The organism is Thioalkalivibrio nitratireducens DSM 14787 (assembly GCF_000321415.2).
Lineage (GTDB): Bacteria > Pseudomonadota > Gammaproteobacteria > Ectothiorhodospirales > Ectothiorhodospiraceae > Thioalkalivibrio > Thioalkalivibrio nitratireducens.
In genome coordinates this window covers 3,501,562-3,525,508 of sequence record NC_019902.2, presented here as the reverse complement: position 1 = coordinate 3,525,508, position 23,947 = coordinate 3,501,562, and the positions used below count along the sequence as shown (strand labels likewise).

The 23,947-nt window shown below is 68.5% G+C and carries 20 protein-coding genes; 11 read left to right on the top strand and 9 right to left on the bottom strand.

Annotated elements, in window-relative coordinates; genetic code table 11:
* Positions 1-40: 40 nt before the first annotated feature.
* The 6 genes from rng to pmbA all read left to right on the top strand — a co-directional run bounded on the left by rng (position 41) and on the right by pmbA (position 9,643).
* A complete protein-coding gene (gene rng / locus TVNIR_RS16115; RefSeq protein WP_015260143.1) occupies positions 41-1,525 on the top strand; it encodes a ribonuclease G in 1,485 nt (494 codons plus the stop codon).
* A 135-nt stretch (positions 1,526-1,660) separates the two neighbouring features.
* Positions 1,661-5,482 carry a YhdP family protein gene (locus TVNIR_RS16110; protein WP_015260142.1) on the top strand — a complete coding sequence of 1,274 codons (3,822 nt, stop codon included), beginning with the start codon at positions 1,661-1,663 and terminating at the stop codon, positions 5,480-5,482.
* A gap of 19 nt (positions 5,483-5,501) precedes the next feature.
* Positions 5,502-6,344: a carbon-nitrogen hydrolase family protein gene (locus tag TVNIR_RS16105; RefSeq protein WP_043739851.1), complete on the top strand. Its 843-nt coding sequence runs from the start codon at positions 5,502-5,504 to the stop codon at positions 6,342-6,344.
* A gap of 38 nt (positions 6,345-6,382) precedes the next feature.
* Positions 6,383-7,825, top strand: coding sequence for a metalloprotease TldD (tldD, locus tag TVNIR_RS16100; protein WP_015260140.1), 1,443 nt, complete (start codon positions 6,383-6,385; stop codon positions 7,823-7,825).
* An 82-nt stretch (positions 7,826-7,907) separates the two neighbouring features.
* Complete coding sequence (locus TVNIR_RS16095; RefSeq protein WP_043739850.1) at positions 7,908-8,171, top strand: hypothetical protein; 264 nt, start codon at positions 7,908-7,910, stop codon at positions 8,169-8,171.
* 113 nt (positions 8,172-8,284) lie between these two features.
* The gene (gene pmbA / locus TVNIR_RS16090) at positions 8,285-9,643 is read left to right on the top strand and encodes a metalloprotease PmbA (RefSeq protein WP_015260138.1); all 1,359 of its coding nucleotides are present in this window, start codon (positions 8,285-8,287) and stop codon (positions 9,641-9,643) included.
* A gap of 27 nt (positions 9,644-9,670) precedes the next feature.
* Here the strand turns inward: pmbA and TVNIR_RS16085 are convergent, their stop codons facing one another.
* Genes TVNIR_RS16085 through purM form a run of 4 tightly spaced genes read right to left on the bottom strand, consistent with a single transcriptional unit; the run spans position 9,671 to position 13,606 of the window.
* Positions 9,671-11,086 (bottom strand): dihydrolipoyl dehydrogenase family protein, encoded by a 1,416-nt coding sequence (locus TVNIR_RS16085; RefSeq protein ID WP_015260137.1) that lies wholly within the window; start codon positions 11,084-11,086, stop codon positions 9,671-9,673.
* The gene (locus TVNIR_RS16080; RefSeq protein WP_015260136.1) at positions 11,083-11,832 is read right to left on the bottom strand and encodes a DUF3108 domain-containing protein; all 750 of its coding nucleotides are present in this window, start codon (positions 11,830-11,832) and stop codon (positions 11,083-11,085) included. The genes TVNIR_RS16085 and TVNIR_RS16080 overlap by 4 nt, the downstream gene beginning before the upstream one ends.
* The gene (purN, locus tag TVNIR_RS16075; protein WP_015260135.1) at positions 11,814-12,548 is read right to left on the bottom strand and encodes a phosphoribosylglycinamide formyltransferase; all 735 of its coding nucleotides are present in this window, start codon (positions 12,546-12,548) and stop codon (positions 11,814-11,816) included. The genes TVNIR_RS16080 and purN overlap by 19 nt, the downstream gene beginning before the upstream one ends.
* Positions 12,545-13,606: a phosphoribosylformylglycinamidine cyclo-ligase gene (gene purM / locus TVNIR_RS16070; RefSeq protein ID WP_015260134.1), complete on the bottom strand. Its 1,062-nt coding sequence runs from the start codon at positions 13,604-13,606 to the stop codon at positions 12,545-12,547. Before purM ends, purN begins: the two co-directional genes overlap by 4 nt.
* Before the next feature lie 389 nt (positions 13,607-13,995).
* Here purM and TVNIR_RS16065 point away from each other — a divergent pair, with 389 nt between their 5' ends.
* Complete coding sequence (locus TVNIR_RS16065) at positions 13,996-14,577, top strand: CDP-alcohol phosphatidyltransferase family protein (RefSeq protein ID WP_015260132.1); 582 nt, start codon at positions 13,996-13,998, stop codon at positions 14,575-14,577.
* Positions 14,578-14,659: 82 nt separating this feature from the next.
* Positions 14,660-15,394 (top strand): DnaA regulatory inactivator Hda, encoded by a 735-nt coding sequence (hda, locus tag TVNIR_RS16060; RefSeq protein WP_043739849.1) that lies wholly within the window; start codon positions 14,660-14,662, stop codon positions 15,392-15,394.
* A gap of 8 nt (positions 15,395-15,402) precedes the next feature.
* On the opposite strand, the gene TVNIR_RS16055 is transcribed toward hda, so the two are convergent.
* From TVNIR_RS16055 to arsC, 3 genes are read right to left on the bottom strand one after another with little or no spacing between them, the layout of a single operon-like run.
* Positions 15,403-15,780, bottom strand: a complete 378-nt coding sequence (locus tag TVNIR_RS16055; protein ID WP_015260130.1) for a DUF2069 domain-containing protein — start codon at positions 15,778-15,780, stop codon at positions 15,403-15,405.
* The gene (gene wrbA / locus TVNIR_RS16050; RefSeq protein ID WP_015260129.1) at positions 15,777-16,379 is read right to left on the bottom strand and encodes an NAD(P)H:quinone oxidoreductase; all 603 of its coding nucleotides are present in this window, start codon (positions 16,377-16,379) and stop codon (positions 15,777-15,779) included. The genes TVNIR_RS16055 and wrbA overlap by 4 nt, the downstream gene beginning before the upstream one ends.
* On the bottom strand, positions 16,379-16,732 hold the full coding sequence (arsC, locus tag TVNIR_RS16045) for an arsenate reductase (glutaredoxin) (RefSeq protein ID WP_015260128.1): 354 nt from the start codon (positions 16,730-16,732) through the stop codon (positions 16,379-16,381). The genes wrbA and arsC overlap by 1 nt, the downstream gene beginning before the upstream one ends.
* 21 nt (positions 16,733-16,753) lie before the next feature.
* Between arsC and TVNIR_RS16040 the strand changes: the two genes are divergently transcribed.
* Positions 16,754-17,047: an acylphosphatase gene (locus TVNIR_RS16040; RefSeq protein WP_043739848.1), complete on the top strand. Its 294-nt coding sequence runs from the start codon at positions 16,754-16,756 to the stop codon at positions 17,045-17,047.
* Positions 17,048-17,234: 187 nt separating this feature from the next.
* Here TVNIR_RS16040 and TVNIR_RS16035 read toward each other — a convergent pair whose 3' ends face one another.
* Positions 17,235-18,953 carry a proline--tRNA ligase gene (locus tag TVNIR_RS16035; RefSeq protein WP_015260127.1) on the bottom strand — a complete coding sequence of 573 codons (1,719 nt, stop codon included), beginning with the start codon at positions 18,951-18,953 and terminating at the stop codon, positions 17,235-17,237.
* Positions 18,954-19,007: 54 nt separating this feature from the next.
* Positions 19,008-19,349, bottom strand: coding sequence for a phenylpyruvate tautomerase MIF-related protein (locus TVNIR_RS16030; RefSeq protein ID WP_015260126.1), 342 nt, complete (start codon positions 19,347-19,349; stop codon positions 19,008-19,010).
* A 205-nt stretch (positions 19,350-19,554) separates the two neighbouring features.
* Here TVNIR_RS16030 and TVNIR_RS16025 point away from each other — a divergent pair, with 205 nt between their 5' ends.
* Together TVNIR_RS16025 and TVNIR_RS16020 are read left to right on the top strand one after the other, a co-directional pair.
* Positions 19,555-20,613, top strand: a complete 1,059-nt coding sequence (locus TVNIR_RS16025) for an efflux RND transporter periplasmic adaptor subunit (RefSeq protein WP_015260125.1) — start codon at positions 19,555-19,557, stop codon at positions 20,611-20,613.
* Complete coding sequence (locus TVNIR_RS16020; protein WP_015260124.1) at positions 20,610-23,897, top strand: efflux RND transporter permease subunit; 3,288 nt, start codon at positions 20,610-20,612, stop codon at positions 23,895-23,897. Before TVNIR_RS16025 ends, TVNIR_RS16020 begins: the two co-directional genes overlap by 4 nt.
* Positions 23,898-23,947: the final 50 nt, after the last annotated feature.

Genomic DNA, 23,947 nt, shown 5'->3' with positions numbered 1-23,947 from the left:
CGCCGGAGCGGGTCGCGCAGCACCAACGAAGAGAGAATGCATGACCGGCACCGAACTCTTGATGAACATCACCCCGCAGGAGAGCCGGGTGGCCCTGGTCGAGAACGGCATCGTCACCGAGCTGCATCTCGAACGCAGCCGTCGCCGGGGCCTGGTGGGAAGCATCTACAAGGGCCGCGTGTGTCGGGTGCTGCCGGGTATGGATGCCGCGTTCGTCGACGTCGGGCTGGACCGCACGGCTTTCCTGCACGCCTCCGACGTCGCGCCGGTCGAGCGCGAGGAACTCTGCAATAACGGCGACCCCTGCCGGCGCCATGAATCGATCAGCCAGCTGCTGCGCGAGGGGCAGGAACTGCTGGTGCAGGTGATCAAGGATCCGCTCGGCAGCAAGGGTGCACGCCTGACCACCTATGTCACAGTGCCGTCGCGGCACCTGGTGCTGATGCCCAACCAGGCCAACATCGGCATCAGTACACGGATCGAGGACGACGGTACCCGCAGCCGCCTACGCGAAACCATGGAGCGCCTGCGGGGGGAGTATGCACCCGAGCACGGTTTCATCGTGCGCACCGCGGCCGAACTCGCGGACGAGGGCGCGCTGCAAAACGATGTGATCTTTCTGAAGAAGCTCTGGGACACCCTGCAGGAGAGCGCCGCCAACTGCGAGGCCGGGCAGGAGATCCATGCCGACCTGCCGCTGGTGCTGCGCATCCTGCGCGACATGGTCGGCGTCGAGCTCGAACGCATCCGGATCGACTCGCGCGAGACCTGGCAGAAAGTGCGCGAGTTCGCGGAGCGCTACATTCCCGAACTGACCGACCGGATCGAGCATTACCCGGGCGAACGGCCGATTTTCGAGCTGTTCAATGTCGAGGAGGAGATCCAGCGTGCGCTGGAGCGCAAGGTGGAGCTCAAGTCCGGCGGGTACCTGATCTTCGACCAGACCGAGGCCATGACCACCGTCGACATCAACACCGGCGGTTTCGTCGGCCACCGCAACCTCGAGGAGACCATCTTCAAGACCAACCTGGAGGCGGCCCAGGCGATCGGTCGCCAGCTGCGGCTGCGCAACCTCGGTGGCATCATCATCATCGACTTCATCGACATGCAGGACGAGGAGCACAAGCGCCAGGTGATCCGTGCACTGGAACGCGCACTGGAGCGCGACCACGCGAAATGCCAGATCTGCGACGTGTCCCCGCTGGGTCTGGTCGAGATGACCCGCAAGCGCACCCGTGACAGTCTGGAGCACCTGCTCTGTGAGCCCTGTCCGACCTGCGGCGGTCGCGGCTATCTGAAGTCGGCGGAGACCGTGTGTTACGAATTGTTCCGCGAGATCCTGCGCGAGGCGCGCCAGTACGATGCAAAGGAACTGCGGGTGCTGGCGTCGCAGAGCGTGATCGATCTCCTGCTCGACGAGGAATCGTCCAGCCTGGCCGAACTCCAGGAGTTCGTCGGCGTGCCGATCCGGTTCCAGGTGGAGACCCTGTACCAGCAGGAGCAGTTCGACGTGGTGTTCGTTTGAACCGGGTGTCCGTCTGAGCGGAATGTGCCCGTTTCCGGTAGCGCCGATTCCAGCCCCACGCTCGGTGAATGCACGGACGGCGCTTCCGTCCCGCCCGTGTCGGTTCGCGGCGGGTTTCCCCGGGGGTTCCCGGTGATGCGGCGGGGGCTGCGCGCCGTCGTTCCGGCCATCGCGCTGGTGCTGGCGCTGTTGTCGCTGCTGTTGCTGACCCTGCGGCTGGTCCTGCCGCATTCGGACGCGTTGGCGACCGGGGTGGAACGACTCGCCGGGACCTGGATCGACCGTGACGTCCGCGTGGAGTCGCTGCAGCTGAGCTGGTCCGGCTGGGTGCCGGAATTGGTCGCCCGCGAGGTGCGGATCGAGGTGCCGGACGGGATCCCGCTGCAGGCGCGCGAAGTGGGCATTACGCTTGCACCGCTGCGCAGCCTGCGCGCCCGCCGCCCGGTACCGGGCGAAGTGCGGCTGAGCGGGGTCGATCTGCGCGTGGAGCGCGATGCCGACGGGATGTTCAGCGCGCACGGCTGGCAATTCGGGGGGCAGCGCCCGCTGGCCCTGGACTGGCAGCGACATTTCCGTGAACTCGGGCGCGTGGGCATCGCCGAAGCAAGTCTGCAGTGGGTCGACGCCGGGCATCAGTTGCATGCGGGGGTACAGGTCGACACCCTGGATCTGCAAGCCGACGGCAGCGGGCTCAGGGCCGTGGGGCGCGGGCGACTGCTCGCGGAGGCCGGCGGGCGTGTGTACCTCGGGCTCGAGGCCCCGCTCGCGGGGGCGAGGCCGGTCGAATTCTATCTCGAGGCTGAGGATCTGCAACTCGACTACTGGGGCCGGATGGCAGGAGCCCCCGCCGATCTTGTCGGGGCCAGTTCGGTGAAGGTCTGGGGCAGCCTCGAGGACGGCAGGGTGCGGCGGCTTCAGGGCGAACACGACACCCGGGTGTTGCTGGCGCACGGCGATGGCCGGCGTATCCATGCCTTCGGTCATCGCTTCCAGTGGCGCAGGATGGATCGGAAGGCCGTCGCCTGGTGGAGTGCCCGCACCCCGGGCGCGGGCGATGCGCGGCTCGAGTACCGTCTGACCGGCGACGGTCCCGAGCGGGCCGCGGACCGGATTGCGCTTTCGGCCGCCGGCATCGCGCTGGGTCCGTATGCGCGCATTGCGGATCGACTGCATCCGGAGGCGGTGCCCGGGTTCGATGTGCTGGCGGCGCTGCAGCCGTCCGGCGATCTGCACTCGCTACAGGTTCTGTTGACCCGGGACGAGGCGGGCTGGCGTCTGGACCAGGTAGAGGCGGACGCGGTGGCGCTGAAACTGAGCGCGCACGAGGCCATTCCGGGATTCGCCGGGCTTGACGCGAGTCTCGACTGGGCGGATGGGCGGGGAACCCTGGCGCTGGACAGCACGGGGCTCGAGCTGGCGCTACCCCGCTGGTATGGCGCACCGCTGAGGCTGGATCGGCTGCGGGCGCAGCTGGACGTGCGGCGCGACCCAGCGGCCTGGCATCTCACCATCTCCGACTTCTTCGCGGAGAACCCGGATGCGGCGGCGGAGGGCGAGGGCCGCATCGAGTTCGGCGAGCAGCCGCAGCTCGATCTCGCGCTGCGCTTCCTGCGTGCCGACGGCAGCCGGGTCGCCCCGTATCTGCCCGAGTACCTCCTGCCGCCGCAGACCTACCAGTGGCTCGCCGACAGCATCCGCGACGCCACATTGACCGGGGGGGGCATGGTATACCGCGGCAACCCGCGGGATTTTCCGTTCCGGGGCGGCGAGGGCACCTTCCTCCTGCGGGCGGGCATCGACGACGGCCGGCTCGACTACCAGCCGGGCTGGCCGGCGGCCGAAGGCCTGACCGGCACGCTGGTCTTCCACAACGCGTCGTTCCGTGCCGAGAACGTGTCGGGCCGGATTCTGGACACGGCGGTGGACGATACCGAGGTGACGATCGCTGATATGCAGGACCAGCCGACGCTGGAGATCCGGGGCCAGGCGTCGGGGCCTGTGGATGACCTGCCGGACTATCTGCGCCAGGCCGGCATCGACGGCGGCTTCGGCCGGTACCGCGACGAGCTGAGGCCGGGCGGAGACAGCGAACTGGATCTGGAACTGCGCATACCGCTCCATGGCGACGGGCCCGCTGCGACCGAGGTTGCCGGCAGCCTGCGCATCGAAGGGGCACTGCTTGAGGTGCCCGAGGTGCCGCTACGCCTGCAACAGCTGAGCGGCGAGGTGCGCTTCGGGCCGGAGACCGGCATCCGGGGACAGGGCATTCGTGCCGTCGTGCACGGTGAACCCGTCGTGATCGACCTCGAACGCCCTGCCGGCGCCGGCGCGGTGCAGGTACGGGCCTCCGGGCGCCAGCCCCTCGCGCCCTGGGTGGGGGAGCAGGCGTGGCTGGCCCAGGTGCGTGGCACGGCCGACTGGCGCGCGGACATCCGCCTGGACGATGCCGGCGATTCGCTGCTCGAACTCACGACGGATCTCGAGGGGGTCGAGATCGATTGGCCGCCTCCGCTCGCCAAGACGCGCGGCACGCGCCGCCCGCTGAGCATCGTCTGGCCACTCGGGCCGGCCGCCGGCGACCTCGGGCAGATCCGTTTCGACGGCGTGCTGGCCGCCGACATGCGGCTTCTGCCGGCCCCCGGGGCGGGGCCGGGCACCGTCCGGGCCATCGCGCTTCAGCTCGGACAGCCGCTTCCCGCGCGTCGCCCCGTACCCGAAACCGGGATCGAGCTGGATGCGCAACTTGCTTCGGTCGATGTCGGCGCCTGGCTGCAGGTGCTCGAGTCTCTGGCTGCGGGGAGCGCGCCGGTGGATGCCACCGACGATCTGCGGCTGCGACGGGCCGAGATCGACGTCACCGACAGCGTGCGCTGGGGAAGCCTGACCATGCCCGGCCTGCGGCTCCGGCTGGAACCCGTCGCACGTGGGCAATGGCTGGCCCTCGATGGCGACTGGCTGCGCGGTCAGGCATGGATCGAGCCGGCCGGCGCGGCCGAGGACGGGATCGCGGGGCGCGGGCATTGGCGCATCGCACTGGAGCGTTTGCAGCTCGACCGCCTTCCGGAGCCGGGGAACAGACGACCGCCACGCCCGGAAGGCCTGTTGGCGGATCCCCGCCAATGGCCGGCAGTGGATCTGACCGCGGATGACCTGCGCCTTGGGGAGTTGCGCTTCGCCGATCTCGATCTGCGCCTGTTGCCCGAGCCCGAAGGGCTGGAGGTGCTGCTGCAGCACCTCGGTGCGCCGGAAGGCGGCGTGGCGTTGTCCGGCGACGGACGCTGGACCGTGTCGCCGGACGGGGAGCCGGCCACCGAGGTGGCGATCGAGGCTCGTGGCGACGACTGGGGTGCCGGGCTCGCGGCCATCGGGGTGTCGCGGGCCCTGGAGCAGGGTACGGGTGTGGCGCGGTTCCAGCTCGCCTGGCCCGGGCCGCTTCACGCCCCGGATCCGGCCACCCTGCAGGGGCGCGTGGAGCTCGACCTTGCGGATGGGGCGCTTCGGGATGTCGACCCGGGTGCGGGCCGACTGCTGGGGCTGGTCAGCCTGGACGTGATCCCGCGCCGACTGCGCCTCGACTTCCGGGACGTTTATACTCAGGGACTGATCTTCGACCAGTTGGCCGGTGACGCCACGATCGACGGGGGCGATCTGCTGATCTCCGGACTCCGGATCGGCAGTCCCTCGGCGGTGGTCCGGGTCAGCGGTCGCACCGGGCTGGTCGCGCGGGACTTCGATCAGTCCATCGTGGTGGTGCCGCGCCTGCGCTCGACGCTCCCGATCGTCGGCGCACTGGTGGGCGGGCCGGTGGCCGGTGTGGTGGTGTTGCTGGTGGAACGTGCGCTGGGGATCGGGGATCAGGTGGAGGAAGCGGCGCGAGTGGAATATTACGTGACCGGTCCATGGTCCAATCCAGTAGTCAGAGCCCGGGTCAGAACGGAACAGGATCTAGTCGATTGAACAACCCACGGTGCATGTGATGACGAACGTTGCCGCGATCCAGATGGCGTCCGGACCCCAACCCCAGGCCAACCTGCTGGAGGCGAAGCGCCTGCTCCGCGAGGCGGTGGAGAAGGGCGCGAAGCTGGTGGTGTTGCCCGAGAACTTCGCGATGATGGGCATGCAGGAGACCGATGTGTTGAAGATCGCCGAGGAACCGCAGGCAGGCCCCCTCCAGGCCTTTCTTGCCGAACAGGCGCGGCGCTTCGGAATCTGGCTGGTGGGCGGCACGATCCCGCTGAAGACGCTCCGTGGCGACCGGGCCCGTTCGACCTGCATGGTGTTCGACGACCAGGGCGAGCGGGTCGCGCGCTACGACAAGCTGCACCTGTTCGACGTGCGCCTCCCGGACGGCGACGAGCGCTACACCGAGTCGCGGATCTACGAGCCGGGCGAGCAAATCGTCACGCTGGATACGCCTTTCGGACGGATGGGGCTGGCGGTCTGTTACGATCTGCGTTTCCCGGAACTGTTCCGTGGGCTGCTGGATCAGGGCGCGGAGTTTGTGGCGATGCCGGCGGCGTTCACCGCGCAGACCGGGCAGGCACACTGGGACATTCTGCTGCGGGCCCGGGCGATCGAGAACCAGATGTTCATGCTTGCCGCGGCCCAGGGCGGATTCCATGTGAACGGTCGCGAGACCTACGGGCACAGTGCGCTGATCGACCCCTGGGGCCGGGTCGTGGCGCAGCTCGGACGCAACCCGGGGGTGCTGGTCGCCGATCTCGGCTGCGAGTGCGTCGGCCGGATTCGCACGCTCTTCCCCGCCGTGCAACACCGGCGGTTGGCCTGCGATGTCGAGGTTTCCCCGGCCTCCGGCTGACAGGACCGGGCCCCACCATTCCAACCAGCGGAAACACGATGATCGACAATCTGGTGCGCGAAACCCTTCTGGAACCTGGCGGCGTGACCGAGGCGCAGCTCGGCGATGTGCTGGCGGCGGCGTTCGGACGCGGCACGGATGGCGGCGACTGCTATTTCCAGTTCATTTGCCACGAGGGCTGGTCCCTGGAAGACGGGCTGGTCAAGAGCGCGAGTTTCAACATCGAGCGGGGCGTTGGCATCCGGGTGATCGCGGGTGAGCAGACCGGTTTCGCCTATTCGGACGAGATCACGCTGCCAGCGATGCTCGAAGCCGGCCGGACCGCACGCAGCATCGCCCGGGTCGGCCAGACGGCGTCGGCGGCGGTCCGCCCCGGTGCGGTCCGCGATGTCCCGCTGTACCTGCCGGTCGACCCGCTGGGCTCCCTGGACGAAGGGCGCAAGATCGAGTTGCTCAAACATGTCGATGCGGTGGCTCGTGCTGCGGACCCGCGCGTGACCCAGGTGATCTGTTCCCTCTCCGGGGTTCGGGAAATGGTGCTGGTGCTGAATGCCGAGGGCGAACTGGTCACCGACCTGCGTCCGTTGGTGCGCCTGAACGTCCAGGTGTTGGTGGAGCAGGACGGCCGGCGCGAGTCGGGCAACGCGGGCGGTGGCGGCCGGTCCGGCTACGACTATTTCACCGACGATGACCGGGCCGGTGCCTATGCCCGCGAGGCGGTACGACAGGCCCTGGTCAACCTCGAGGCGGAGGATGCGCCGGCCGGGACGATGAAAGTCGTGCTCGGATCCGGGTGGCCCGGGGTGCTCCTGCACGAGGCGATCGGGCATGGACTGGAAGGCGATTTCAACCGCAAGGGAACGTCGGCCTTCGCCGGGCGGATCGGCGAACGCGTGGCGGCCCCCGGCATCACAATCGTCGACGACGGCACGCTGCCCGGCCGGCGCGGTTCGCTGAACGTCGATGACGAGGGAACGGTCACGCAGCGCACGGTGCTGATCGAGGACGGGATCCTGCGCGGCTACATGCAGGACCGCCTGAACGGCCGTCTCAGCGGCAGCCGTTCCACCGGCAACGGCCGGCGCGAATCCTACGCCCACCTGCCGATGCCGCGCATGACCAACACCTATATGCTCGCGGGCGACCGGGAACCGGAGGAGATCATCGCCTCGGTGGACCGCGGGCTCTATGCGGTCAACTTCGGCGGCGGTCAGGTCGACATCACCTCCGGCAAGTTCGTGTTTTCGGCGTCCGAGGCGTACCTGATCGAAAACGGGCGGGTGACCCGGCCGGTGAAGGGCGCTACCCTGATCGGCCATGGCCCCGACGTGTTGACCCGGGTCTCGATGATCGGGAACGATCTCGAACTGGATACCGGGGTCGGCACCTGCGGCAAGGAGGGGCAGGGCGTTCCGGTCGGCGTCGGCCAGCCGACACTGCGCATCGACGGCATGACCGTCGGCGGGACGCAGGCCGCGTGACCGGGCCGGCGTCGGCGCCCGCAATCCCCGGGCGCGGGGGACGGGCGCGGATCCTGTACGCAAGCGATTTCCGGGGGTGCACATGACCGAACTCGCATTGCTCGACCAGGAGCATCCGCTGCCGGAGGGCCGCGGGAACGACCGAATCGTCCAATGGCACGTGTTCCGGGCGCGCGGGCAGGCCGAGACCTTCGCCCATGGCGTGCGGCTGGCCCCGGGCCAGCGTCTCGTCGGAGGGTTCACCCGGGACAGCCTGGGGCGGCTCTACTGGGTCGGGGTCCAGGTCGACGATCTCGACGCCTGGGGCAACCGGTCCGCAGTCAACAAGCACGGTGCCAGCCCCTGACCGGGCGCTTGTGTCGGCCTTTTCCAAGCAGCCCAGTCCCCGCATCGGTCGCGGCCCTGGCGGGCCGCCTGTCGCCCGCTGCAGCCGGGCTCAACGCAGTACACGGAATCAGCATGGATCGAACGAACGAGATACAGGCCCTGTCGCATACCCCCGAATCCCTGCAGGAGCGGGTCGCCCGGGTGCTCGAACACACGCGCGCCTGCGGCGCGTCGGCGGCACAGGTCGTCGTCAGCCACAATGTCGGTCTCAGCGTGACCGTGCGCAGGGGCGAGGTCGAGACGCTGGAACACGAGCGCGACCAGCAGATGGCACTGGTCGCCTATTTCGGTCAGTCCAGGGGGGCCGCGTCGACCACGGATTTCAGCCCGGCGGCTCTGCAGCAGACGGCCGAGGCGGCGTGCCGCATCGCCCGCCACACCGAGCCGGATCCATGGGCTGGCCTTCCCGACGCCGACACCCAGGCCCGCGACTGGCCGGAGCTCGAGCTCGATCACCCCTGGGACTGCCCGTCGGACCAGGCGATCGAACTGGCGCGGCGCACCGAGGCGGCGGGCTTCGCGCTGGACCCGCGCGTGGACAACTCCGAGGGTGCGAGTGTCGGCACGCGCCGGGCGATGTTCTGGCTCGGTGACACCCAGGGTTTTATGGGTGGCTACTGCAGCACCCGGCACACGCTCTCCTGCGCGCTCGTGGCGCGGGATGCGGGCGGCATGCAGCGGGACTACGAGTACAGCGTGGCGCGCGACGCCGTGCACCTGGCCGAAGCCGAGGCGATTGGCCGGGCGGCGGCGGAACGTGCACTGCGGCGGCTCGGGGCGCGCAAGCTCGGCACCCGGCAGTGCCCGGTCCTGTTCATGCCGGAGATGGCGCGCTCGCTGATCGGCAGCTTCACGCGCGCCATCGGCGGGTCCGCACAGTACCGCAGGAGCTCGTTCCTGCTCGATGCCGCCGGTCAGGCAGTGTTTCCCGACTGGATGCAGATCGACGAATTGCCGCTGCTGCCGGGGGCGCTCGGCAGTGCCCCGTTCGATGGCGAGGGTGTGCGTACCCGGGAACGGGCGCTGATCGCCGGCGGCGTGCTCGAGGGCTACATCCTGGACAGCTATTCCGCGCGCCGCCTGGGGCTGCAGACGACGGGCAACGCCGGGGGAGCACGCAACGTGACCGTCCGGCCGCACCCGGGCGACCGTGGCTTCACGGATCTGCTCGCGGACATGGGCACCGGTCTGCTGGTCACCGAGCTGATCGGCCAGGGAGTCAACGCAGTGACCGGCGACTACTCCCGGGGCGCAGCCGGGTTCTGGGTCGAGAACGGCGCAATCGCCTACCCGGTCGAGGAGATCACCATCGCCGGAAACCTCCGCGACATGTATCGGCGGATCGCCGCGGTCGGGAACGACACCGACCTGCGCGGGAACACCCGGACCGGATCCGTGCTGATCGAATCGATGACGGTTGCCGGCGACTGAAGATCCGGCTGACCGCGCACCCGCCTCTCAGCGGCGGTGGCGCCGGCCGAAAATCGGATCCTGCAGCTGCCATTTCGCGGCCATGGTCTCGGTGGCGTTCAGGATTTCCTCGGCGCGTGCCGGATGGTTCCAGGTTCCCCGTGCCAGCCACGCCAGTGCGGTCTCGCGGTCGGGAGCGAGCGACAGCAGGTGGATCAGTTCCCCCGCGTCGCCGCCGACGATCTCGCCGCCGAGCAGGGCGCCGGTGTCCAGGTCGCCGATCAGGCGCACGAACCCCTCGGGTTCGTCCTGTCCCAGGGCCCGGGGCGAGGTCTCGAACGCAGCGAAGCCCACGGCAGGCTCGTGTCCCTCGTCCTCGGCCATGTCCTCGTTCAGGCCCAGGCGGGCCATTTCCACGGCGCTGTAGACGACCGTGGGCACGAAGCGGCCATCCTGGCGCCGATCCTCGCCGAGAATGTTGGCCACCGCGACGGTGGCGTCGGACAACGCGTGGTTCGCGGTCATCGAGTCGCCCGCGACGTCGCCAATCGCATAGACACCGGCGGCCGCTGTCTGCAGCGTCGGGCCCCGCTCGATGAACCCGCGGCGGTCGGTGCCGACCCCGACCCGTTCCAGGCCCAGGTCGGCGGTCACAGGCTGTCGCCCCGTGCCGAGCAGGACCCAGTCGACCTCGAAGCGCTCGCCACTTTCGGTCGTGATGGCGACCGTGTCGCGCCCGATCTCGGCCTTCGCGTAAGCCCGGATCCGCCGGGGCTCGATGCCCTGCGCCTGCAGTCGTTCGTTCAGGGTCGTCAGTGCCTGGACGCTGAAACCGAGGCGCGCGAGCGGTCGGGAGCGCGACAGCCAGGTCACCTCGCGGCCAAGCAGCTGCAAGATGAACGCGAACTCCGTCGCCACCACGCCGCTGCCGATGACCGCGACCCGCGCGCCCGCGGGAGGCGCGCGATCGAACAGGTCGTCGGTGGTCAGAACGCGCGCTGACGCGAGGCGGAACGGTTCCGGCACGATCGGTGCCGCGCCCGTTGCGATGATCGTGTGGCGGGCGCGCACCGTATCGGAACCCTCCGCGCCGAGGATGTCGATTTCTCCGGGACCGGCAAACCGCGCATGTCCGGCCCGGGTCTCGACCTTCAGGTGTTTCAGGTAGGCCCGGTAGCTTTCGCGGACGCGGTCGACGACTCCGCGCTGGTGATTCCAGGCGGCCGCGAGATCGCCGGCGAGGCTGCCGCGGATGCCGCGGGCGGCGAAAGTGTGCTGGGAGGCGATCAGGCGCGCGCTGTGGTACCAGGCTTTCTTCGGCACACAACCGCGGTTCAGGCAGCAGCCGCCCCAGCGGTCCCGTTCGACGAGAACCACATCGAGGCCCCGCAGGGCCCCGAGCACCGCGGCGCGGTAGCCGCCCGGTCCGCTGCCGATGACCGCGAGGTCGAAGGTTCCGGTCAACGAACGTCCCCGCCGGGGGCGGTCAGCGGGTCGTGCCACTCCAGCCGGGTCAGGTTCAGCTGGTACACCGATCCGTCGGCCTCGTAGTCCAGCCGCACCGGAACATAGCCGAGCCCCTCGGCAAACCAGCTCGACAGTGCCACGTCGCTGTCCGTGTCCCGGCGCGTGATCTGCACCGTCTCGAGCGGGCCCAGCACCGTGTCCAGCCGCTCGGTGCCTTCGCGCCCCATCGTGTAGCTGCGGATGCGGGTGCGTTCGAGTATGGTGACCCGGATCGCGTTGTCCAGATCGCCGCGGCGCAGGCGGTCGATGGTCAGGTAGATCGACGACAGGTAATCCTGCGTGCCCCCGGGGATCTCCAGGGCGAAGCCATCCTGGTTCACCTGCCCCTGGGCGCGGCCGGCGGGCCAGTCGAAGCGCGTCTCGACGCGCCGTTCACGGCGAGGGGTGATCTGGACGCTGCGCGACTGCAGCGGGCGGATCTCCGCGCCGTCGACCTGGAGCAGGGTCTCGCGGTTGAACTCGAAGCGCCCGAGCAGGCGCAGGAAACCCGAGACATGCGCGTCCATCGCCATTCTCACGTTTTCCCCCTCGTGGCTGAGGGTGCTCTGCACGGTCAGGGTGTTGCCGAGTACCTGTGCCTCGTAGGTGGCGGTGTAGCCCGGAAAGGGCGCCGGCGTGGAAGCCGACACCGGGCTGCTCGCGGCCGACACGAGCATCAGTACGGTCAGGGGGAGCCAGTGCATCGTCTTGCGGCCTCCGGGAGCTCGTCCAGCAGAAGCGGGCGTTCCAGCGGTTGCCCGTCGTACAGCACCGTGCCCCCGGCGGACTGAATGCGTCCTGAACAGATCAGCGCGATAGCTGCGGGGTAGAGCCGGTGTTCGGCCAACTGGACGCGTGCGGCGAGAGTCTCGCTGGTGTCGCCCGCACACACCGGTACCCGAGCCTGCATGATCACCGGGCCGCCGTCCAGTTCCGAGGTCACGAAATGCACGCTGGCCCCGTGGGTCGGCATCCCCGCGGCCAGAGCCCGCGCATGCGTGTCGAGGCCCCGCAGCGCGGGCAGCAGCGAGGGGTGGATGTTCACCATCCGCCCGGCAAACCGGTTCACGAACTCCGGCGTCAGCACGCGCATGAAGCCCGCCAGGATCACCAGGTCCGGGGCACTGGAATCCAGCGCGGCCGCGAGCTCCCGGTCGAACGCTGTCCGGTCCGGGAAGCTGCGGTGGTCCACAACCGTGCGGGCAATTCCGGCCGCCCGCGCATGTTCCAGGCCGGGTGCCTGGGGCCGGTTGGAGACGACCGTAACGATCGTCCCGTCGATCCGCCCGTTCGCGCAGGCTTCGATCAGCGCCTTCAGGTTGCTGCCCCGTCCGGAGATCAGGACGGCCAGGCGCCAAGGCCGCGAACCGGCGCGAACCGGGCCGGGGAACGACTGCGGTTCTCCAGCCTCCGGCGTCATGCGCTGAGGTAATGCACGGAAGGGGGGCCGGCCCCGTGCACCACTCTTCCAATCGGCCATGCCGGGATGCCCGCCAGGGCCAGACCCGAGGTCGCCGCGTCCACCGCCGATTCCGGCAACACGACGATCATGCCGATCCCGCAGTTGAACGTGTGCAGCATCTCCGGCTCGTCGATATTGCCGGCGACCTGGAGCCAGTCGAACACCGGCGGGCGCGGCCACTCCGCGAGGTCGATCCGTGCATGCAGCCCCGTGGGCAGCACGCGCGGCAGATTCTCGGTGAGCCCGCCGCCAGTGATGTGTGCCAGCGCATGTACCGGCTGCGTTTTCAGCAGTTCGAGCAGTGGGCGCACATAGATGCGGGTCGGGGCCAGCAGCGCATCGCCGAGCGACTGCGATACCCCGTCCGGGCCCTCGAACTGCTGATCGAGATCGGTGCCGCCGAGTTCCATCACCCGCCGGATCAGCGAGTAGCCGTTGGAATGCGGTCCGCTCGATGCCAGGCCCAGCAACACGTCACCCGCCTGCACCGAACTGCCGTCGAGCAATTCGTCTTTTTCAGCGATCCCGACCGCAAAGCCCGCGAGGTCGTAGTCCTCGCCCTGGTACATTCCCGGCATCTCCGCGGTTTCGCCGCCGACCAGTGCGCATCCGGCCTGCACGCAGCCGTCGGCGATGCCCTTGACCACATCGGCGGCGATGTCCACGTTCAGGCGGCCGGTGGCGTAGTAGTCGAGGAAGAACAGCGGTTCCGCACCCTGTACCACGATGTCGTTCACGCACATGGCGACCAGGTCGATACCGATGCTGTCGTGCCGCCCCAACATCTGTGCCAGCCGCAGCTTGGTGCCGACCCCGTCGGTGCCGGATACCAGCACCGGCTGTCGATAGCGGTCCAGCGGCAGTTCGAACAGCGCGCCGAAGCCGCCGAGGCCCGCGAGCACGCCGGGTCGACGGGTACGGGCGGCCTGGGGTTTGATGCGCTCGACCAGCGTGCTGCCCGCCTCGATGTCGACGCCGGCGTCGCGATAGGTCAGACCACTGCGGGAATCGGGCATGGGGGATCTCGTCAAACGGGGCAGGAAATGGTAGCGAGCGCGGGGGGCGCATGCAAAAGGGGCTCCGGAAAGTGCGCAGGCCTGTGCTATGTTGCGCGCTGTTTGCCGAGGCGGTTGAGGTCCTGGAGCGTGGTGGTGTCTCGACAAGGAACGGGGACGACGGACGGTGACAGCCTGTGGCATGCCGCCCGGCATGTCGTGTCCGTGTGCCCGGCCAGCTTGGCGCGGGGCCCGCACCTCCTGGCGATCGGATCCGGGAGGCGGCCGTTGCCCAGCGTCCCCGGTGCGGCCACGCCGTGCGTGTCGCGTGTCGACGGGCGGGTGGGTTGGGCAACATGGGGGCGGTCCCTGGCGGACGCCGGGCATGCCGCGGTGGGCCGCTGAACCGCATGCGCCTGCGCCTGCGCCATCTCCCCAATGCCGTGACCGTGTCGCGCATCGTGCTGACCGTGCCGATCGTCTGGTTCATGTACCGGGGCGACTACTGGCCGGCGCTGGTGCTGTTGGCGATCGCGGGACTGACGGATGCGCTCGACGGTTACCTGGTCCGCCGCTACGGCTGGAGCACGGCTTTGGGCGCCTGGCTCGATCCGGCCGCGGACAAGATCCTGATGCTCGGCGTCTATCTTGCGGTGACCCTGTCCGGATTGCTTCCGCTTTGGCTGCTGTTCCTGGTCGTCGGGCGCGACCTGTGGTTGACGGCCGGGTCGCTGGCCTATCGGCACTGGGTGGGGCCGCTGCAGATCGAGCCGCTGATGATCAGCAAGGTCAACACCTTTTTCCAGATTCTGCTGGTGCTCGGTGCGATCCTGAAGGTCGGCATCCTGAACCTTGATCCGGTCTGGGTTCACCTGCTGGTCGTGATCGTGAGCCTCACCACCGTGTTCAGCGGACTGGCCTATACCGTGGTCTGGGGCCGCCGCGCCTGGGTCCATTTCTTTCCGCCGGCCGGTGCCGGGCGCGGGGCATGATCCGTACCGCAGCGCCATGGCTGCAGCCGGCACCAGTCTCCGCCCGTGGTGGGAAACGCCCCGCCCGGGCATCGGGGGTGTGATGACGTATCAGCAGTTGCCGCTGGACCTGAGGCTGCGCGACAGCTCGCGGTTCGAAACCTTTCACGCCGGGAACAACGGCCTGGCCGTTGCCGCGGTACAGGCCGTCGCGCGGGCGTTCCCGGAGGCCGGTACCGGGGAGCGGCAGGTCTACCTTCATGGAGACGCGGGTTCCGGCAAGACGCACCTGCTCCAGGCGGCCTGTCACGAGGCGTTCTCGCGTGGTCACCGCTGCGGTTACCTGCCGCTCGCGGAGTTCGCGGCACGCGATCCGGCGGCCGTACTCGAAGCGCTGGACCAGCTCGACCTGCTGGTTCTCGACGACCTGCAGGCGGTTGCGGGGCAGCGTGGGTGGGAACGGGCGCTGTTCGGGTTGATCAACCGCGTGCGGGATCGCGACGGCCGTCTCGTGCTGGCTGCAAGGGCCGGACCGGACGGGATCGGCTGCCTGCTGCCGGATCTGGTCTCGCGCCTCGCCTGGGGACCGGTGTTCCGGCTGGAGCAGCCCGGCGAAGCCGGGATCCGGACCATCCTGCAGCAGCAGGCCGCGCGGCGGGGGCTCACGCTGAGCACCGCGGTTGCGGACTACCTGCTGCGCCACGAGTGCCGCGATCTCGACCGGCTGCTGCGCCTGCTGGACCGGCTGGATCTTGCCGCGCTGGCCGCGCAGCGGCGGCTGACGATCCCGTTCGTGCGCGCCGAGTTGCAGCGGCTGTCCACCGCCGGTGGCGACTGAACTGCCGCTTACCCGGTGCCGGAACCGGTTCCCCGGCGGTTCCCGTGCGCCAGCGGGCGCCGCCGGCGTAGATACAGCAGGCAGCCGGTGAACAGCATCAACCCGAATACCAGCATTGACAGGCCGTAGACCCGCTCTTCCGGCATTGCGGCCAGCGTGATGCCCAGAGCCACGTAGAACAGGGACAGCAGGCTGGTCCAGGCGTGCGTGTACGGTCGGCCGTGCAGCAGCCCCCGAAGCGGTGCGAGCAGCGGCAGGAGCAGCACCAGCAGCACCAGCGCGCGGGGCAGGTGTTGGGGTGGTGCGATCAGCGTCGTCCATAGCAGGATCAGGAAGAACAGCCCGAAGTATCCGGCCAGTGTGAGCCAGCGGCCGGCGGTTCTCACGGCCGCTTTTCGCCAGCGAGGCGCGCGGCCAGTCGCCCGACGCGCTGGCCCAGTGCCTCCGCGATCCGACGCTCGTCACGCGTGAGCGCGCGCCCGCCTTCGGGGCCCGCAACGTGCGACGCCCCGTACGGGCCGCCGCCGCCGGTCGTGCTGCCGAGTTCGGGCACGGTGTACGGTACGCCGACCCAGACCATTCCCTGGTGGATCAGCGGCAGCGCCATGCTCAGCAGCGTGGTTTCCTGTCCGCCGTGCATGGTCGAGGTGCTGGTGAACACCCCGAACGGCCGGTCGACGAGTGCGCCGGTTGTCCACAGTCCGCTGGTACCGTCGAGAAAGTGTTTCAGCGGTGCGGCCATATTGCCGAAGCGCGTGGGTGAGCCCAGTACCAGGCCATCGGTTTCCTCGAGATCCCGAGGCGAGGCGTAGGGTGGCCCCCGTTTGGGGACGGCGGGGGCCGCTTCACCGATGCCGGAGGCCACCGGCGGGACCGTCCGCACGCGTGCGGCAGCGCCCGACCTTTCCACCCCGGTGGCGACTGCGCGTGCGAGGCTGGCGGTGGCGCCGTACCGGCTGTAGTAGAGCACCAGAATCTCGGCCATCAGAGGATCTCCAGCACGCGCTCAGGGGGGCGGCCGATCCGGGCCTGCCCCCGGTGGACCACGATCGGCCGCTCGATCAGTTTCGGGTGCTCGACCATCGCCTGAATCAGCTGTTCATCGGACAGCGCCGGATCCTTGAGCCCGAGTTCCCGGTATTCCGCCTCGCCGGTGCGCAGCAGGTCCCGCGGCCGGATCCCCAGACGCCTGATCAGGCCGGCAAGGGTCTCGCGGTCCGGCGGGGCCTTCAGGTACTCGACGATCTCGGGCTCGATCCCCTGCTCCCGCAGCAGGCTGAGCGTGGCGCGCGACTTGCTGCAGCGCGGGTTGTGGTAAATACGGGGGGAATCGGTCATCAAAGCCTCCGGAGGGAAAACATGAATGCGCATGCCAATGGTACCGAGGCCCTGCGTTGTCGGGTAACCGGCCGGGTGCAGGGCGTGTTCTTCCGTGCCTCGACCCAGCGCCACGCGGTGGAACTGGGGCTGGTTGGATACGCGCGCAATCGCTCCGACGGGAGCGTGGAGGTGCTGGCAGTCGGTACGCCCGCAGCGGTGGCCCGCCTGCGCGCCTGGCTGGCCGAGGGTCCCCCGGCGGCGCGGGTCAGTACCGTCGATTGCGAGCCGGTCCCGGTGCCCGACCCGTTGCCCCGGGAGTTCGGGGTGCGCTGACCCTCACCCCCGGCCCTTTACTCCCGGCATCGTGCCCTGCGCCCTTCGGGCCAGCCTCCGGCTGTTCGAAATCCGCTCCCGGCGAATTTGTCCCGCAAGCGGGAGAGGGGAGAATGCCCTTCCCCCGGGAACGCGGGAGGGGTTGGGGAGGGGTTGGGGAGGGGTGCTGTGCACGGCACGCCGAGGATCAGCTGGACTCGGCGTGCCGCTCCCGCAGGAAGTCCAGCAGTCCCGCGCGTTCGATCCTGGATGCCTCCGGATTCTGCCTGCCCTGGTACTCGATCACGCCTTCGTCCAGTGCGCGTTCGCCGATCACCAGCCGGTGAGGCAGGCCGATCAGTTCCATGTCCGCGAACATCACCCCGGGGCGGATGTCCCGGTCGTCCAGAAGCACTGAGAAACCGGCCGCTTGCAATTCGTCGTGCAGCGCGGTCGCGGCATCGCGCACGCGCTGGGATTTCTTCGCGCCGATCGGGCACAGTGCGATATCGAATGGCGCGAGGGCTGCCGGCCAGCAGATCCCGCGGTCGTCGTGGTTCTGCTCGATCGCGGCCGCGACCACCCGCGAGACGCCGATGCCGTAACAGCCCATGGTCACGACGCGCTCGCGCCCGGACTCGTCGAGCACGCTGGCATTCAGGGCGCGGCTGTACTTTTCGCCCAACTGAAAGATGTGCCCGACCTCGATGCCACGGCGGATCCCGATCGGGCCGGAGCCGTCCGGGGCCGGTTCGCCGGCGGTGATGTTGCGCAGGTCGGCGCTGGCCGGCAGCGGCAGGTCGCGCCCCCAGTTGACCCCGGTCAGGTGGAAGCCGTCCTCGTTCGCGCCGGCGGCGAAGTCGGCGAGTCCGGCAAGCACGTGGTCGGCGAGTACCGGAAGCGGCAGCCCGACCGGCCCCAGTGACCCGGTGCCGGCCCCGATCGCTGCCCGGATCTCGGCGTCGCCGGCCATGCGCAGCGGCGCCGCGATCCATGGGTGCTTCTCGGCCTTGACCGCGTTCAGTTCGTGGTCACCGCGCAGTAGCACGGCCACGAGCGGAGCATCGGCCTCAGCGCTGCCCTCCAGCACCAGGGTCTTCACCGTCTGCGTGACCGGGATGCCAAGGAATGCGACCAGATCCTCGATGCTGTGCACGCCAGGGGTCGCCACCTTTTCCAGCTCCCGGCTGGGCGCCGGAGCGGGTGACGGCTGCGTTGTCGGGGCGAGTTCCACGTTCGCCGCATAGCCACCTTCGGAGAAGGCGATGCTGTCCTCTCCGGAGTCGGCCAGCACGTGGAATTCGTGCGATGCGCTGCCGCCGATCGAGCCGGTATCGGCCTCGACCGCCCGGAACTCGAGTCCGCAGCGGTTGAAGATCCGTATGTAGGCCGCGTGCATGGCATCGTAGGTGGCCTGCAGGCTCCCGGCATCGAGGTGGAACGAATAGGCATCCTTCATCAGGAATTCGCGTGCGCGCATGATACCGAAGCGCGGCCGCCGCTCGTCGCGGAACTTGGTCTGGATCTGGTAGTAATTCACCGGCAGTTGCTTGTAGCTGCGGATCTCGCGGCGCACCAGGTCGGTGATGACCTCCTCGTGCGTTGGGCCGAAGCAGAACTCGCGCTGATGGCGGTCACGCAGCCGCAACAGCTCGGCGCCATACTCGTCCCACCGCCCCGACTCCTGCCAAAGTTCTGCGGGCTGCACCGCGGGCATCAGGAGCTCCAGAGCGCCGGCCCGGTTCATCTCCTCGCGCACGATGTGCTCGACCCGACGCAGCACGCGTAGGCCGAGCGGCAGCCAGGTATACAGGCCGGAGGCAAGGCGGCGGACATAACCTGCCCGGAGCAGCAGCTGGTGGCTGATGACCTCGGCCTCGGCCGGGGTCTCCTTCAGGGTGTTCAGGGGAAACTGCGAGACGCGCATGGGGATTCCGTCGGGATCGTGGTGACAGGGCAGAAGCGCATTCAGGAAGCGGATTCAGAAGGTGGAGCTGTTCCAGCCCCAGAACTGGCGGGGGGCATCGCTGAATTCGATGTAGATACGGTTCGGGGCCACGCCGATCCGTTCCTGCAACCGGCTGCACAGGGCCTCGGACAGTTCCCATGTTCGCGCCTCGGGCAGGCCGATACTCTTCAGTTCGCAATACGCGAGCGGATCGGTTGTGCCCGCGAAGCGCATCGCCGCGTTGTGGGCCAGCCGTACCATCACGTAGCCTTCGGGTTTTCCGAGCCACTGGGCCACCGCGGTCGAGAGGTCGGCGGTAAGCGGCGAGGGATCGGCCGGCAGCGGGACGTTGGTCTCTACGCTGAGCAGGGGCATGGGCAGGTCCGGGGCTGGGTCGGGGTTCGCCGGGCAATGGTAGCAGCTTGGCAGACCGGCGGGGGAGCCGCGTCGCTGCGGGATCTGCACTACACTACAGGCGCTGGGGTTGAGGCTGCAGATCAGGCCGCTGGGCTTTATATTAGCCAATTCTAATATATAGGGATCCGGGACCGGGTCCGCATCAAACGAACTGGGGAATGCCATGACGCTTGAATCGATGAAACGGAGCGCGGCGGGGCTCGCGCTGCTGCTGGTCATGCCCGTGCTGGCGGGAGCGGCGGACCTGCCGTTCCTGACGGCCACGGTCGAACGCCAGACGCTGATGCAGGAGCGGATCGTTGATGGCCGGGTCGAGGCGGTGCGCCGTTCGACCATCTCCGCCCAGACATCGGGCCGGGTGCTCGAGGTCCACTACGACGTCGATGACTTCGTCGAGCAGGATGCCCTGGTGCTGCGCCTCAGCGACAGCGAACAGCAGGCGCGGGTGCGTGCCGCGGAAGGCAGCCTGAGCGAGGCCCGTACGCGGTTCCAGGAGGCGCGTTCCGAGTTCGAGCGCATCGAAACCATCTTTGCGGATGGGCTGGTGTCACAAACCGAATTCGATCGTGCACGGGCGGCGAGGGATTCCGCGCGCGCCCGCGTCGAATCCGCCCAGGCGTCGCTGGCCGAGGCGCGTGAGCAGTTGGGGTATACGCAGGTGGTCGCGCCGTTCGCCGGAATCCTTACCGAGCGCCACGTGGAGGTCGGCGAGTCCGTGAGCCCGGGAACACCGCTGGTCACCGGGATCAGCCTTGATCAACTGCGCGTCGAAATCAACGTGCCGCAGCGGCTGATCCAGGATCTGCGCCGCTACCGCGAGGCGCACGTGGTGCTGGATACCGGGGAGCGCATCGAGGTCGAAAGCCTGACGATCTTTCCGTACGCGGATCCGTCGACCAACACCTTCCGAGTGCGGCTGAACCTGCCGGAGACCGAGCGGGATCTGGGCCTGTTCCCGGGGATGTTCGTAAAGGCCGCGGTCAAGCTGGGCGAGGACCGGCGACTGGTGGTGCCGTCCGAGGCCGTGGTGTTCCGCAGCGAGGTCGTGGCCGTCTATACGGTCGACCCCGAAGGGCGCGTCGGGTTTCGGCAGATCCGCGTCGGGCGCGAGCTACCGGAGGGCTTCGAGGTGCTGGCCGGACTGCGCGAGGGTGAGCGCATCGCGCTGGATCCGGTCCATGCCAGCATCTACCTGAAGGAAGCACAGCAGGTGTCCCGATGAGTGCGGAGGACAAGCCGATGGGGATCTCCGGGCGCATCGCCCGGAAATTTCTGACGACGCAGATCACGCCGCTGCTGGCGCTGGTCGGCCTGATGCTGGGGCTGTTTGCGGTGATGATCACCCCCCGCGAGGAAGAGCCGCAGATCAACGTCACCATCGCCGACGTGTTCATTCCGTTCCCCGGCGCGACCGCCGAGGAGGTGGCACAGCTGGTCGCGACCCCGGCCGAGCAGGTGCTGTCCGAGATCGAGGGGATCGACGACATCTTCTCCACCTCGCAGCCGAACATGGCCAAGATCACGGTGCAGTTCAAGGTGGGCGAGGACCGGACCGATGCGCTCGTGCGGCTGTACACGCAGGTGTTCTCGAACCAGGACTGGCTGCCGCAGAACCTCGGCGTCGGAGAACCCCTGATCAAGCCGATGGGCATCGACGACGTGCCGATCGTCACCGTAACCCTGTGGACCGAGGACGAAACCCGTGGCGGCCATGACCTCGCCGCGGTCGCGCATGCGATCGAGTCGGAACTGAAGCGGGTTCCCGGAACCCGCGATATCTACACCGTGGGCGGCCCGGATCACGTCGTCCACGTGCGTTTCCGCCCGGAGGCGCTCGCCGGTTACAGCCTGTCGGTCGAGGAACTGCGCAACGCCCTGCAGGCGAGCAACTTCAGTCGCGATGCCGGCGCGCTGTTCCAGGACAACCAGGAAGTCCTGGTCCAGGCCGGCGACTTCATCACGCGCGCTGAGGACTTCGCCGGCCTCGTGGTGGGAATGCACGACGGGCGGCCGGTCTACCTGGACGACGTCGCCGCGGTCGTGCAGGGCCCCGGCTACGCGACGCAGCACGTGAGCTACGCCGACGGTGCGGCAGCCGACCGGGAGGCGCATCTCGGCCATATGCACCCGGCAGTCACGGTCGCGATCGCCAAGCAGCCGGGCACCAACGCGGTGGACATCGCCAATTCGCTGGTCGACCGCCTCGAGCAGTTGCGTGGCACTTACATCCCGGACGGCATCGAGACCACGATCACCCGCAACTACGGCGCGACCGCGGATCAGAAGGCGAAAACCCTGATCCAGAAGCTGATCTTCGCGACGGCCTCGGTGGTGGTGCTGGTCTGGATCGCGCTCGGCTGGCGCGAGGCCTTCATCGTCGGCACCGCGGTGGTGATCACGCTCGCGATCACCCTGTTCGCATCCTGGGCTTGGGGCTTCACGCTGAACCGGGTTTCGCTGTTCGCGCTGATCTTCTCGATCGGGATCCTGGTCGATGACGCGATCGTGGTGGTGGAGAACATCCACCGGCACATGAGCATGGGCAAGAAGAAGTTCCTCGAGGCGATCCCGGTCGCGGTGGACGAGGTCGGGGGGCCGACCATCCTCGCGACCTTTACCGTGATCGCGGCACTGCTGCCGATGGCCTTCGTCACCGGCCTGATGGGCCCGTACATGAGCCCGATCCCGATCAACGCCAGCATGGGGATGATCATCTCCCTGGCGGTGGCCTATGTGGTCACACCCTGGCTTACCTACAAGGTGCTGCGGCGCCAGGCCGAACTGCACGAACGTGCGATCGAGGCCGGCCACAGCGAGCACAGCGACGAGCAAGCCTCGAAGAAGCTGGCGAGGCTGTTCGACGTGATCCTGCGCCCGTTCCTCGGCGAGACGCGCAAGGCGGTGCTGTCCCGGATGGTGATGCTCGGCGGTACCGTGGTGCTGATCCTGGGCTCGGTGTCGCTGGTTTACTTCCAGGTAGTGGTGCTGAAGATGCTGCCCTTCGACGACAAGTCCGAGTTCCAGGTGGTACTCGACATGCCGGAGGGGACCAGCCTCGAACACACCAAGCAGGTGCTGAGCGAGATGGGAGACTACCTGCGCGCCGTTCCCGAGGTCCGCGACGTGCAGGTCTATGCCGGCACCGCTGCTCCGATTAACTTCAACGGTCTGGTGCGGCAGTACTACCTGCGCGAGGGCGCCCACCTCGGCGACATCCAGGTCAACCTGACCGACGCCAAGAAACGCGACCGCAAGAGCCACGACATTGCGCTGTCGGTGCGCCCGGAGATCAACGCGATCGCCGAATACCACGGTGGCCGCGTGAAAGTGGTCGAGGTGCCGCCGGGCCCGCCGGTGCTGTCGCCGATCGTTGCCGAGATCTACGGCCCCGATTACGACGGCCAGATCGAGATTGCGCACCAGGTTCGCGAGGTCTTCAAGAACACCCGGAACATCACCGACATCGACGACTCGGTCGAGCATCCCGGTCCCAAGCGGATCCTGCGTGTCGACCGCGAGCGCGCGGCACGGCTGGGTGTCTCACAGCAGTCGGTGGTGTCCGCGGTGCAGACCGCGCTGGCGGGCGAGGACGTGACCTTCCTCTACGGAACCAACGTGAAATACGCGGTGCCGGTGCGCCTGCAGTTCGAGGAGGCCGACATGGCCGACCTCGAGACGGTTCTCGGGCTGCACGTGCGCGCGCAGAACGGCGCGCTGGTGCCGATCTCCGAGGTCGTCGAAGTCGTCGACACCACGCGCGAGCATGCGATCCACCACAAGAACCTGCTGCCGGTGGTCTACGTGGTCGGGGATCAGGCCGGGGGAGTAGACAGCCCGCTGTACGGAATGTTCGACCTGTTCTTCCAGCTGCGCGACATGCCGATGGCTTTCGGCGAGCCATTGACCCAGCTGTTCATCGACCAGCCGGACAACCCCTACCGCTTCAGTCTGAAGTGGGACGGCGAATGGCAGGTGACCTACGAGACCTTCCGCGATATGGGCATCGCCTACTCGGTGGGTCTGCTCCTGATCTACCTGCTCGTGGTGGCCCAGTTCCGGTCGTACATGGTGCCGCTGATCATCATGGCGCCGATCCCCCTCACCGTGATCGGGGTGATGCCGGGGCACGCGTTCATGGACGCGTTCTTCATGGACGCGAAGTTCACCGCGACGTCGATGATCGGGATGATCGCGCTGGCGGGGATCATCGTGCGCAACTCGATCCTGCTGGTCGATTTCGTCAACGAGGAGATCCGGCGCGGCGTTGCGGTGATCGACGCGGTAGTGAATGCCGGCGCGGTGCGGGCCAAGCCGATCGTGCTGACCGGGCTGGCCGCAATGGTTGGTGCGGGCTTCATCATCGACGACCCGATCTTCAGCGGGCTCGCAATTTCGCTGATCTTCGGCATCCTGGTGTCCACGCTGCTGACGCTGGTGATCATCCCGGTGCTGTACTACCTGTACGTGCGCTCGCGGGTCGAACTGATCAAGGCGCAGGAGGCCTGACGGCATGCCCCGGTGCGGATGCGCCGGGGCCGCCGGCAGCCGCAACCTCC